The organism is Actinomycetota bacterium, from assembly GCA_036280995.1.
GTDB lineage: Bacteria > Actinomycetota > CALGFH01 > CALGFH01 > CALGFH01 > CALGFH01.
Map to the genome: position 1 here is coordinate 1 of DASUPQ010000078.1, position 10,639 is coordinate 10,639.

A 10,639-nucleotide genomic window follows, 5' to 3' on the forward strand; every position below is an offset into this window, starting at 1 on the left:
AGGTGGGACGTTGCGGCTGGTTGGATTCCGGCATCGCATCTGGCGGCCGGCGACCAGAGCGGCCGGGCTGGATGGGCTGCGCATTCACGACCTGCGGCATACGGCCGTGGCGCTGTGGATTGCGGCCGGGGCGAATCCCAAGGAGGTCGCCGCTCGGGCCGGGCACACCTCGGTCAGCTTCACCCTGGATCGCTATGGCCATCTCTATCCGGACGCGGATCAGGCGCTCCGGGACCGCCTGGACGCCCTTCATGCACTCTCCCAGGCACGCCGGCCCGCACACTCTGACGGACCAGAGACGGACCAGGCGGGCGGCTCGCAGCCGGAAGGCGCATCTCCACCGCCGCCGCACAGGCTGTGACCTGGCGGTTTGGTTGGTGGGCGTGACAGGGCTCGAACCTGTGACCTCGTCGTTGTAAGCGACGCGCTCTGGCCAGCTGAGCTACACGCCCAAGTGGTGCGTTCTCGCTGGTAGGACCACGTTTGTGTGCGTCCTGCGTCAGCGAGGCGATGTTCTCTGGGGCCTCCTCATCCGGAACTCAGTAGGAACTCATCCGGCGTGCGGGTCGCGAGTCATCGGTGACCTGCGACACGGAGGCATGGTAGTGGCCTGGATGGTGATTGTCCCACCCTCTCCCCGCCACCCCCACGAGCGCTACCAGGACGGCATCCACCAGCGCTCGGCCCGGCATCTTCCCCATCATGATCATGCGCCGCGCCGAGGCGGAGCGACGGGCGATCGAGCACGCCGGCCGCACCGCCGCCACCCGCTACCGAGGCCTGATCCTGGTCGCCGCTCTGACCGGGATGCGCTGGGGCGAGCTGGTCGCCCTGCGCTGGGCGGAGCATCCGGTCAACCCGAGCCCTGTGCCGAGCAGACACTGCATTGCGACGCAGGGCAGAGCCCCGGACGCAATGCAGGTGCTCGGCCCGCGTCCACTGAGCGAAGGTGGTGGCCATGTTGGCGACGATGCGGCTGGTCAGTCGGGGTGGGCGTCGCGGATGGCCAGGGCGGCCTGGATGAGTGCGGCGTGGGTGAGGGCTTGGGGGTAGTTGCCGAGGTAGCGGTGGTTGGTGGGGTTGATCTCCTCGGGCAGCAGGCCGAGCGGGTTGGTGAGCTCCAGGAGGTCGGCGAACAGCTGGGCTGCTTCGTCGACGCGGCCGGTGCTGGCGAGGGCCTGGACCAGCCAGAACGAACAGGGGAGGAAGGCGCCTTCGGTGCCGGGCAGGCCGTCCTGGCCGGGCGGGTAGCGGTACAGCAGGGGGCCGCCGGCGCTGAGCTCGCGGCGTACGGCCGCGATGGTGGCCCGGACCCGGGGCGAGTCGCGTGGTTCGAGGTCCAGGAGGGGAAGGACGAGCACGGCGGCGTCGAGGTCGTTGGAGCCGTAGCTGCGGGTGTAGCTGCCGCGCTCGGGGTTGAAGCCGGCGGAGGTGACCTGGGCGGCGATGGCGTCGCGCTCGGCCTGCCATCGCGCGACCTGGGAGTCCGGGGTGCGGCGGGTGGAGGCGATGCGCAGGGCACGATCGAGGGCGAGCCAGGCCATGAGCTTGGAGTGCACGTGGTGGGCGCCATCGCCGCGGATCTCCCAGATCCCGGCGTCGGGTTCACGCCACCGTTCCGCGACTTGGTCGGCGAAGCCGCGCATGGCCCGCCAGGTCTCGGGGTAGAGCCGCTGGCCGGCGCGGGTGAGGAGCCAGGCGGCGTCCAGGACCCAGCCGTAGCCGTCGAGCTGGTGCTGGTTGGCCGCGCCGTTGCCGACGCGGACCGGGCGGCTGTGGGCGTAGCCGGGCCAGCCGTCAAGTTCCCGTTCCGCGGTTGGGTGGCGGCCGTGGAGGGTGAGCAGGACGGGCAGGCGGGGCCGGTCCAGGCGGCTGGCGTGGAGCAGCCAGGCGTGGAAGTGGCGGGCTTCGTCGTGCTTGCCGACGCCGAGGAAGGCGCCGATGCCGATGCTGGCGTCGCGGGGCCAGGCGTAGCGGTAGTCCCAGTTGCGGATCCCGCCGGGGTCTTCGGGGAGCGAGGTGGTCGGTGCCGCGACCGGCGCGCCCGACGGGGAGTAGGTCAGCAGCCGCAGGGTGAGCAGGCTGCGGGCCACCGCGTCGCGGTGCGGGAGGTCGCCGTCGATGTCGGCACACCAGGTCTGCCAGCCCTGTTCGTCGGCCTCCAGCGCCGCCCAGGCCGCGTCGGGGTCGAGGTAGATCAGCGGTTCGCGGTCGGCGACGCTGAGCGCGAGGGTGACGGGCTGACCGGGCGCGACAACCAACCTCACCGGTCGTCCGGCTTGAAGGCGGAGCGGCGGCGATGCGCGCAGCGCCAGCGCGGTGGTCGACCAGCTGCACACCACGACGTCGCCGCGGTGCTCGACGCGCGGCGGCCGGTGGTGCTCCCCGAGGCGGGGATCGAACTCGATCACGGCCTCGACCGGGCCGCCGGTGGCGGTGAGCCGGCGCACCAGCAGGCTGGACGGCAGCAGCCGGCCGGTGACGTCGGCGACCATCCCCTCGGTCAGGGTGAGCCGCCCGCCCGGCGTGTCCCAGGTTGTTTCAAGGGTGGCGGTGTGGGGTCGGTAGCGGCGGACGGTGACCATGGCCGCTTCGGCTGGCCCCATGCGGAAGGTGCCCGCCGCCGGCCCGCCGACCAGGCGGCCGAACACGGGTTGGCCGTCGAAGCGGGGGACGCACAGCCAGTCGATGGCGCCGTCGGAGCCGACAAGGGCTGCGGTACGGGTGTCACCGAGCAGCCCGTAGTCCTCGATGGGCCGGGCCGCCTCGCCGGCACTGGGGAACCATTGGCGCATGTCAGCGGGCCCCGAGCAGCAGGCCGAGGGCGACGCCGTAGGTGAGGTGGGCGGCGATGGTGACGAGGGGGGTCTGGCCGCCGTAGTTGAGGCCACCCAGCCCGGGCGGCTCCAGCACCGCGGTCGATGATCGACCGGCCCGGTGCGACGCCATGCGCGGGTGCACGCCCTCAAGGAGCGGGACGAACACGGTGAGGGAGACCGCGACATGGAGCAGCCCGAGCAGCCCGCCCAGCCACCAGCTGGCCCGGTCCAGCAGCGAGAAGCTGGCGGCATAGCCCAGGGCGAACCCCTGTCCGATCACCAGGTGGAGGAAGAACCCGGCGACCCGGGCCCGGTCGGGATCTTCGGTGACGATGGTGCCGAGCAGCAGCGGCAGGTCGAGCCGGGTCAGCCCGGCCAGCTGGGCCACGATCATCACCGCGGTCAGGGCGGCGGTGGCGACGAGGCCGAACAGCGCCCACCCAGCCCAGTCCATGTCAGCGCGGCGCCAGCTGGCGCGCCTTGCTCTCGAGGGCCTGGAGGACGTGGGCGAACGACTGGTGGAAACCGGCAACGCCCCGGTCCTCGAGGGTGCGGCCGACGTCGTCCATATCCACACCGACCTCGGCCAGCCTGTCCATCACCGTGCCGGCGTGGTCGGCACCGCTGTCGATGGTACGGGCGAGGGTGCCGTGGTCCTCGAATGCGGCGATGGTCGCCTCTGGCAGGGTGTTGACCGTGTCGGGCCCGATGAGGCTGTCGACATACAGGGTGTCGGGGTAGGCGGGGTTCTTGGTCGACGTCGACGCCCACAGCGGTCGCTGCACCTGCGCCCCCCGGGCCGCCAGCCGCTCCCACCGTGCGCCGGCGAAGCGGTCACGGAACAGCCGGTAGGCGAGCTTGGCCTGGGCGACCGCGGCCTGGCCCTTCAATGCCAGCGCGTCGCCGGTGCCGATGGCGTCGAGGCGACGGTCGACCTCGGTGTCGACCCGGCTGACGAAGAACGACGCCACGCTGTGCACCGACGCCAGGCCACCGCCTCCCTCGGCCAGGGTCTCGAGCCCAGCCAGGTAGGCGTCGACCACCTCGGCGTAGCGGGCCAGGGAGAAGATCAGGGTGATGTTGATGCTGCGTCCCTCGGCGATCATCGCCTGGATGGCGGGCACGCCCTCGCCGGTGGCCGGGATCTTCACGAACAGGTTCGGCTGGGCGATCCGCTGGTGCAGCTGGCGGGCGGCGGCGATGGTGGCGTCGGTGTCGCGGGCCAGTTCGGGTGCCACCTCGACCGACACGAACCCGTCGGTGCCGGCGCTGGCATCGAAGGTCGGTCGCAGCACGCCGAGGGCGTCGCCGATGTCGTCCACGACCAGGTCCCAGTAGGCGTCCAGCACCGGACGCCCCTGGGCGATCAGCGCCGCGAACTGCTCGTCGTAGGCGTCGGAGCCTTCGATGGCCTTGGCGAAGATCGTCGGGTTGGCCGTCACCCCCCGGATCCCGTCAGCGACCAGCCGACCGAGCGTGCCGTCGCGGAGATACACCCGGGTCAGGTTGTCGAGCCAGGGACTCTGCCCCTGCTCGTTGTAGAGGCGCTGGAGCTTGGTCATGTCATCACTTCTCTCGTTGGTCGTGCCGGCCGGGGAACACATCGGTTTGGGACCCGGTGCCACAGCGGGTGGTCGCCGGTGACGTCGCCGCGGGGGCAGTGGTCAGCCACGGGCTCTGGCCGTAGCGGTCATGGGGTTGGTGCAGCATGGTCATCATCGGGTGCTCGTTGTCACCAGCTCGCTGGTCACCTGGTCCAGGGGGATGTCGGGGTCGGCGAGTCGCGCCGGGTCGACCGGCCGGCCGCCGCGGATCAGGGTCTGGACAGACTCGGTGACGTCCCAGATGTTGGCGTTCATGCCGGCCACCACCCGCTGGTCCTTGACCCAGAAGGCGATGAACGTGCGAGCAGCTAGATCGCCCCGGACCACCACCCGGTCCCAGTCGACGGCCAGCCCCGAGTACTCCATGCCCAGGTCGTACTGGTCGGAGTAGAAGTAGGGAAGCCGCGCGTACGGGGTGGGGATGCCGAGCATGTTCCTGGCCGCGGCCGGGCCCTGGTTGAGGGCGTTGGCCCAGTGCTCAACACGTAGGTGGGTCTGGTAGCGGGGATGCCAGGCGGCGGCCACGTCGCCGGCGGCAAACACTCCGGCTGCTCCGACCGCTTCCAGCTGCTCGTTGACCAGCACCCCGTCCCGGACGGGCAGCCCGGCCGCCTCGGCCAGCTCGGTCCGCGGGACGGCGCCGGCGCCGACCAGCACCAGGTCGCCGTCGAAGGTGCGGCCGTCGCTGGTGATGACCGTCTCGACCCGGCCGTGGCCGCGGAAGCCGGCGACCCGGGTGCCGAGAGCCAGCCGGACGCCGTGGTCGGCGTGCAGGTCCCGGTAGACACGCCCGATCTCGGGGCCGAGCACCCGGGCCAGCGGGGTGGGGTCCGGGCCGATCAGGGTCACCTCCCGGCCCAGCTGGCGCAGGGAGGCGGCGGCCTCGCTGCCGATCCAGCCGGTGCCGACCACCACGACGTGCTCGGCCCGGGCGGCGGCGGCGGCCAGGGCGTCGGCGTCGCGGCGGCTGCGCAGGTAGTGGACGCCGTCCAGGTCCGCCCCGGGCAGGGCCAGGCGGCGCGGCGCCGCCCCGGTGGCCAGCAGCAGCCGCCCGTAGCTGATCTGCTCGCCGGACGCGAGCTGGAGCTGGTGGCCGGCCGGATTGATCGCGCGGACCGGGGTGGAGGGGCGCAGCTGGATCTCGTGGACGGCGTAGAACTCCTCCTGGTGCACGTAGAGGCTGTCGCGGTCGGTCTCGCCGCGCAGGTAGGCCTTGGACAGCGGCGGGCGCTCGTACGGCCGCTCGGGCTCCTCGCCGAGCAGCAGCAGGCGGCCGTCGAATCCCTCGGCGCGCAGGGTCTCGGCCGCCTTGGCGCCGGCCAGGCCGGCACCGACGATGACAAATGTGGACGTGGGGGTGGCGGTCATGGGAACTCCTGGTGGTGGGGCGGATGGTTCAGGTGGCGGTGCGGGTGAGGGCGAGGAACTCCTGCCGCGAGCGCGGGTCGTCGCGCAGCCGGCCGTGCAGGGCCGAGGTCACGGTGCGGGCGCCGGTTGCCTGGACGCCGCGCAGGGTCATGCACAGGTGCTCGGCCTCCAGCACCACCCCGACGCCCTTGGGCTCGAGCTGGGTCTGGAGCCAGTTGGCGACCTGGGTGGTGAGCCGCTCCTGGAGCTGCAGGCGGCGGGCGAACAGCTCGACCACCCGGGCCAGCTTGGACAGCCCCAGGATCCGCCCGGCCGGTAGGTAGCCGACGTGGGCGATCCCGGTGAAGGGCAGCAGGTGGTGCTGGCACAGCGATGAGAACGGGATGGCCCTGGCCAGCACCAGCTCGTCGTAGCCCTCGTCGTTGGGGAAGCTGGTCAGGGTGAACGGGGCCGGGGTGAGCAGCTCGGCGTAGCTGGCCGCGACCCGCCGCGGCGTCTCCGCCAGCTCCTCCGAGGTCGGGTCCTGGCCGAGCGCGGCCAGCAGCTCGGCCACCGCCCGCTCGGCCCGGACCAGGTCGACCGCTGGGGAGCGGCCCACGAGTTCCAGCTTCGGGCGGCTGCCGAGCGGTGTGGGCTCCTCGGGCATGAGGTGGGCGGCAGCGGACACGTCGGATCCTTTCAGGGGTCGAGTGCGCAGGCGGGCGGCGTTGGCTGGTCGGCAACGCCGCCCGCTCTGCGGGCGTCGTCAGGCGGCGTCGGTGTCGTGGGTGGGCTGGAAGGCGGTGGCGAGCCGGGCCAGGGCCAAGGCGGCCAGCAGCAGCCCGAAGTCGCGCAGGGCGACGTCGTAGTGGTCGCCGAGCAGCAGCAGGTTGCCGATGATCCCGGCCAGCCAGGCGGCCACCAGGTAGCCGCCGATCTTGGGCCGGACGGCCACGACAAGCCCAGCGACGATCTCGACGACGCCGACGGCCAGCATCGCGCCGGTGGCGCTGCCTGGGACCAGGCGGTCGATGGCCGGTGCCAGGTAGGCGGTCCAGTCCGTCAGCAGGTTGGTGAACTTGTCCAGCCCGAACAGGATCGGGGCCACCACGAACCCGACCCGCAGGGTTAGGTAGGCCTGGTAGGCGGGGTTGTCGCGGACGGACGTGTTGTGAGAACGGACGGTGTTGATGGTGGTCATGCCCTTCCTCCTCTATCACTAGCTTATCTTTGTTATAGACGGGCTGAGGCTAGCTGTCAAGAATCTTTTGTTTTAGAATGGACGTATGGATCCTACTGACGTTGATCAGCAGCTCACCAGCCTGGCCGGCCTGGGCGACCCCATCCGCCGCGCCCTCTACCGGTACGTGGCCGACCGCGGCGTCCCCGTCAGCCGGGACGAGGCCGCCCAGGCCGCCGGCATCAGCCGGCCCCTGGCCGCCTACCACCTCGACAAGCTCGTCGAGGACGGCCTGCTGGAGCCCCGCTACCACCGGCGCGGGAGCCGCCGCGGACCGGGCGCCGGCCGCCCGGCCAAGCACTACGTCCGCGCCGACCGCCCGCTCGAGCTCAGCCTGCCCGCCCGCGACTACGCCGCCCTGGCCGAGCTCCTCGCCGGCGCCTTCGAGGCCGACCGCTCCGGGGCCGCCAAGGCCGCCCTCAACCGCGCCGCCGCCGCCCTGGGCGCCGAGCTCGGCACCGAGGCGGCCGGCCGGACCGCGCCCGACGGCGACCCGGACCAGGTCCTCGCCGCCGTCCGCCAGGTGCTAGCCGCCCGCGGCTACGAGCCCTACCAGGACCCCGACGGCACCATCCGGCTGCGCAACTGCCCCTTCGACCGCATCGCCGCCCGGCACCGCGAGCTGGTCTGCGGAGCCAACCACGCCATGCTCCAAGCCCTCACCCACCAGGTCGACGGCGACCCGCCGACCGTCCGGGCGGTGCTGGACCCACAGCCCGGACGCTGCTGCGTCACCTTGACCCGCGCCAGCTGAGCGGCCGATCCGGGCTATCGCGGGCGAGCCCCACTGTTGGGTCTCAGCACACCATCGGACCGGATGGGCGGGTGTGCGTGCCGACGTCGCACCACCTCATGTGGCAAGTGACCCGGCCGCGTTCAGGGGCCGGCCTGACCAACTGGACGCGGGCGCCTGCAGGCCAGCAGCCCGCCGGGACTCCAGGGGCCGGCCCGGCCGACCGGGTGGCGGTGGTCGCCGAGGAGCCGCTGGATGCGGCTTGCCACGGCCACATCGTCCAGGGTCACAGTGCTGCCGTCCCGTGGGGCGAAGGCAACGGTGACGCAATCGCAGCGGAGGTCGATGGCAGGCTGGCGACCGGCAACGGCAGCGTCATCGGCCATCCGGCCGACGAACCGCGCCGCAGCACCGAAGTCGTCGAAGGTGAAGGTCTTCTCGATGCGGTTGCCGTAGCGTTGCCAGCCGGGCAGGGCGTGGAAGAGCTCCGCCTCGCTGATGGTGGTCATGGTGGCCTCCTTGCGCTCCTCCGCGACGGTCGCTCGTGGTCGTCGATGTCATACGGAGGATCCACAAGGAGAGTACCACTTAATTGTTTGGCCAGCAAGATAAGTTGTACTTCATGGACAACCCTATTCACCACGATCCTGCCAGATCGACCCCAAGGGAGCGAAACGGCGTGTAAGCCAGGGTCGCAAACGACACTTCGATCCAACTGCCGGGCGCGTAACGCCCTCGAGCGACCGCGGACTCAATCTGGTCGCAGCAGCGTGCGTATCTGGCCGCCTCGCAGGTGGCGGCCAGATACGGACCATACTTGTGATTGACGGTCGATCGGCTAGGTGACCACACTGGCGATATGGAGAAGTTCTCGCTCGAGGCGCGTACCCGCGTACTGATGAAGTCGGCAGCGACCGCTCCGGCCGGCCGCGCCGCCGAGACGGTCTACGGTGGGCATGAGCATGTGCTGCGGCAGACGCTCATCGCGTTGACCGCCGGGTCGGCGCTGTCGGAGCACGAGAATCCCGGCGAGGCGACCGTCCAGGTTCTGGGGGGACGGGTACGGCTCGTTGCCGACGCCGCCGAGTGGGAGGGACGCGACGGCGACCTCCTCATCGTTCCCAGGGCGCGGCACACGTTGCATGCCCTCGAGGACTCGGCCGTCCTGCTCACCGTCGCCAAGCTCCCGTAGCCGTCGGGCGACGCCGGTCGATCTCGAGGCGCTTGGTCGCGGTGAGGAGCGTCACGGTTCGGTCCTTGGTCAGCTCCCTTGGTCGACCAGCACCCGGGTACCGTTCGCCGGGCTCGGCTGCTCGTAGACCCGCCGCACCCGTATGTCCGGTTTCCTCACCGCTGATACATGCCGCTCCCCTCCGGTCCTGGGGCGCAGCCGCGCACGGCGGCGGCTGTCCCTGGTCGGCGGGAGCCGCTGTTGCAGGTGCTCCTGCCGGATGTGCCAGTCGAGTTCGTTGCGGCTGCGGAACAGCAGGCCGCAGGTCACGCACTTCAGCGCCATGGGAACCTCCGTTTCGTCGTGGCACCCGGCCTCCAGTTGTCGAGGGGTCCCGCCCGTCCGGCGATCGATGCTGGACCGCTGGCCCGAGCGCGTTGGTGCCGTGGGGAAGGGTGCTGGTGGTGGTTGTCGGGACCGCTCAGCCAGTAGGCCTTGGCCGGGATGGGCTGGTCTTGGGCCACGGCGGCGCCGCCGTCTGGTACCGGCCGGTGGTAACGATGCGGCACCGGTAGCGACCGGCAGGAGCGTTGACCTCGACCTCCTCACCGACCCGGCGGCCGACCAGGGCCTGGGCCAGCGGCGACTCGACCGAGATGCGCACGTCGTCGAGCGGGGCCTCGACCGGGTCGACCACCAGGAACCGCTCGGCATCGCCGGCGGCGAACTCGACCACCACCTCGTCCCCGAGCTCGACGATGCCGGGATCCTCGGGTGGCAGCTCGTCGGTGGTCCTGGCTTGGCCGAGGATTCTGGTCAGGCGGGCTAGTTCGCTCACGGCTTGCTCGTACTCCCCGCTGGCCCACCCCGCCTGGTGGTGCGCGAGCCTCGGGACCAGCTCGGTGGCCAGCCAGGTGGCCCGCACTGCCAGCCGCCGCTGTCCTTCCGGGGTCAGGACGACAGGAGCCTCCGGCTCCGGCGCCCGCTGCTCCTGGGGAGGCCGACGCTGGCCGCCGTCCGCCGTGCGGGGGCTGCCACCCCGGTGATCTGCGGTGCGTGCCATCCATGCCTCCTTGGAGGTTGAAGTGAGCCGCTCCACACCATCGGCGGGCGCCGGAGCGGAACTGCGATCGCGACCGGCTACCTACCTGCGCCTGCCCGGTCATGCAGTTCAGTCAACAGTATCACTTCATTGCTAATATAACAAATAAAGTAATGCTTAAGGTGGCCTCCGACACTGGACGCGGCGGGAGGCTGGCGGGGCGATGTAGCCGCCGCTCGAGTTGCATGAGGTTCCATGCCGAGGAACTCGGGGCAGCGCTCCTGCAGACCGGCGATCGGCCGGGTAGCGGCGGCCACCACCGCGCGATCCACGTCCGGTTCCGCGAGCATGCCCCTAGCGATCGGCCGGTGCCCGGGCGGACAGCCCGGCACCGGCCGATGTCCCCAGGTGCTGGTTACTTCTTGACGAGTTCGGCCTCGATTTCTAGGCGGACGTCCTTGGAGAGCAGGAACCCGCCCGTCTCCAGGGCGGCGTTCCAGGTCAGGCCCCAGTCCTCCCGGTTGACCTTGGCCACGACGCCCGAGAAGCCGATCCGCTGGTTGCCCCAGGGGTCGATGGCGCCGCCCAGGAACTCGACCTCCACGGTGACCGGGCGGGTCGTGCCCTTGATGGTGAGCTCGCCGTCGACCTTCCACTCGGTCTCGCCCTCGCCGGGCCGGATG

Annotated in this window: 13 protein-coding genes and 1 tRNA gene; 3 read left to right on the plus strand and 11 right to left on the minus strand. The window is 71.3% G+C overall.

Annotated elements, in window-relative coordinates:
- A partial coding sequence (locus VF468_02120; protein ID HEX5877112.1) for a tyrosine-type recombinase/integrase occupies positions 1 to 361 on the plus strand: 361 nt, incomplete at its 5' end.
- A 14-nt stretch (positions 362 to 375) separates the two neighbouring features.
- Here VF468_02120 and VF468_02125 read toward each other — a convergent pair.
- From VF468_02125 to VF468_02155, 7 genes are all read right to left on the minus strand, one after another.
- A tRNA-Val gene (locus tag VF468_02125) sits at positions 376 to 452 on the minus strand.
- Positions 453 to 980: 528 nt separating this feature from the next.
- Positions 981 to 2,795: a glycoside hydrolase family 15 protein gene (locus tag VF468_02130; protein ID HEX5877113.1), complete on the minus strand. Its 1,815-nt coding sequence runs from the start codon at positions 2,793 to 2,795 to the stop codon at positions 981 to 983.
- Between the two features lies 1 nt (position 2,796).
- Positions 2,797 to 3,273: a hypothetical protein gene (locus tag VF468_02135; GenBank protein HEX5877114.1), complete on the minus strand. Its 477-nt coding sequence runs from the start codon at positions 3,271 to 3,273 to the stop codon at positions 2,797 to 2,799.
- 1 nt (position 3,274) lies between these two features.
- Entirely contained in the window at positions 3,275 to 4,381 is a 1,107-nt protein-coding gene (gene tal, locus VF468_02140; GenBank protein HEX5877115.1) for a transaldolase, read from the minus strand.
- Positions 4,382 to 4,534: 153 nt separating this feature from the next.
- Positions 4,535 to 5,791 carry an FAD-dependent oxidoreductase gene (locus VF468_02145; protein HEX5877116.1) on the minus strand — a complete coding sequence of 419 codons (1,257 nt, stop codon included), beginning with the start codon at positions 5,789 to 5,791 and terminating at the stop codon, positions 4,535 to 4,537.
- 28 nt (positions 5,792 to 5,819) lie between these two features.
- Complete coding sequence (gene folE, locus VF468_02150) at positions 5,820 to 6,437, minus strand: GTP cyclohydrolase I FolE (GenBank protein HEX5877117.1); 618 nt, start codon at positions 6,435 to 6,437, stop codon at positions 5,820 to 5,822.
- 99 nt (positions 6,438 to 6,536) lie between these two features.
- Positions 6,537 to 6,971, minus strand: coding sequence for a hypothetical protein (locus VF468_02155; GenBank protein ID HEX5877118.1), 435 nt, complete (start codon positions 6,969 to 6,971; stop codon positions 6,537 to 6,539).
- 85 nt (positions 6,972 to 7,056) lie between these two features.
- On the opposite strand from VF468_02155, the gene VF468_02160 reads away from it, so the two are divergent.
- Positions 7,057 to 7,764, plus strand: coding sequence for a helix-turn-helix domain-containing protein (locus VF468_02160; protein HEX5877119.1), 708 nt, complete (start codon positions 7,057 to 7,059; stop codon positions 7,762 to 7,764).
- 122 nt (positions 7,765 to 7,886) lie between these two features.
- Here the strand turns inward: VF468_02160 and VF468_02165 are convergent, their stop codons facing one another.
- Complete coding sequence (locus tag VF468_02165; protein HEX5877120.1) at positions 7,887 to 8,252, minus strand: 4a-hydroxytetrahydrobiopterin dehydratase; 366 nt, start codon at positions 8,250 to 8,252, stop codon at positions 7,887 to 7,889.
- Between the two features lie 350 nt (positions 8,253 to 8,602).
- Between VF468_02165 and VF468_02170 the strand changes: the two genes are divergently transcribed.
- Entirely contained in the window at positions 8,603 to 8,935 is a 333-nt protein-coding gene (locus VF468_02170) for a cupin domain-containing protein (protein ID HEX5877121.1), read from the plus strand.
- Positions 8,936 to 9,004: 69 nt separating this feature from the next.
- On the opposite strand, the gene VF468_02175 is transcribed toward VF468_02170, so the two are convergent.
- The 3 genes from VF468_02175 to VF468_02185 all read right to left on the minus strand — a co-directional run.
- On the minus strand, positions 9,005 to 9,259 hold the full coding sequence (locus VF468_02175) for a hypothetical protein (GenBank protein ID HEX5877122.1): 255 nt from the start codon (positions 9,257 to 9,259) through the stop codon (positions 9,005 to 9,007).
- A gap of 136 nt (positions 9,260 to 9,395) precedes the next feature.
- The gene (locus tag VF468_02180; GenBank protein ID HEX5877123.1) at positions 9,396 to 9,977 is read right to left on the minus strand and encodes a GreA/GreB family elongation factor; all 582 of its coding nucleotides are present in this window, start codon (positions 9,975 to 9,977) and stop codon (positions 9,396 to 9,398) included.
- Between the two features lie 394 nt (positions 9,978 to 10,371).
- A partial coding sequence (locus tag VF468_02185) for a YceI family protein (GenBank protein HEX5877124.1) occupies positions 10,372 to 10,639 on the minus strand: 268 nt, incomplete at its 5' end.

What these genes read in the sequence shown, in the direction of transcription:
- VF468_02130 (HEX5877113.1), bottom strand. Translation starts at nt 2,795, where the DNA reads ATGCGCCAATGGTTCCCCAGTGCCGGCGAGGCGGCCCGGCCCATCGAG.
- VF468_02135 (HEX5877114.1), bottom strand. Translation starts at nt 3,273, where the DNA reads ATGGACTGGGCTGGGTGGGCGCTGTTCGGCCTCGTCGCCACCGCCGCC.
- tal (HEX5877115.1), bottom strand. Translation starts at nt 4,381, where the DNA reads ATGACCAAGCTCCAGCGCCTCTACAACGAGCAGGGGCAGAGTCCCTGG.
- VF468_02145 (HEX5877116.1), bottom strand. Translation starts at nt 5,791, where the DNA reads ATGACCGCCACCCCCACGTCCACATTTGTCATCGTCGGTGCCGGCCTG.
- folE (HEX5877117.1), bottom strand. Translation starts at nt 6,437, where the DNA reads ATGCCCGAGGAGCCCACACCGCTCGGCAGCCGCCCGAAGCTGGAACTC.
- VF468_02155 (HEX5877118.1), bottom strand. Translation starts at nt 6,971, where the DNA reads ATGACCACCATCAACACCGTCCGTTCTCACAACACGTCCGTCCGCGAC.
- VF468_02160 (HEX5877119.1), top strand. Translation starts at nt 7,057, where the DNA reads ATGGATCCTACTGACGTTGATCAGCAGCTCACCAGCCTGGCCGGCCTG.
- VF468_02165 (HEX5877120.1), bottom strand. Translation starts at nt 8,252, where the DNA reads ATGACCACCATCAGCGAGGCGGAGCTCTTCCACGCCCTGCCCGGCTGG.
- VF468_02170 (HEX5877121.1), top strand. Translation starts at nt 8,603, where the DNA reads ATGGAGAAGTTCTCGCTCGAGGCGCGTACCCGCGTACTGATGAAGTCG.
- VF468_02175 (HEX5877122.1), bottom strand. Translation starts at nt 9,259, where the DNA reads ATGGCGCTGAAGTGCGTGACCTGCGGCCTGCTGTTCCGCAGCCGCAAC.
- VF468_02180 (HEX5877123.1), bottom strand. Translation starts at nt 9,977, where the DNA reads ATGGCACGCACCGCAGATCACCGGGGTGGCAGCCCCCGCACGGCGGAC.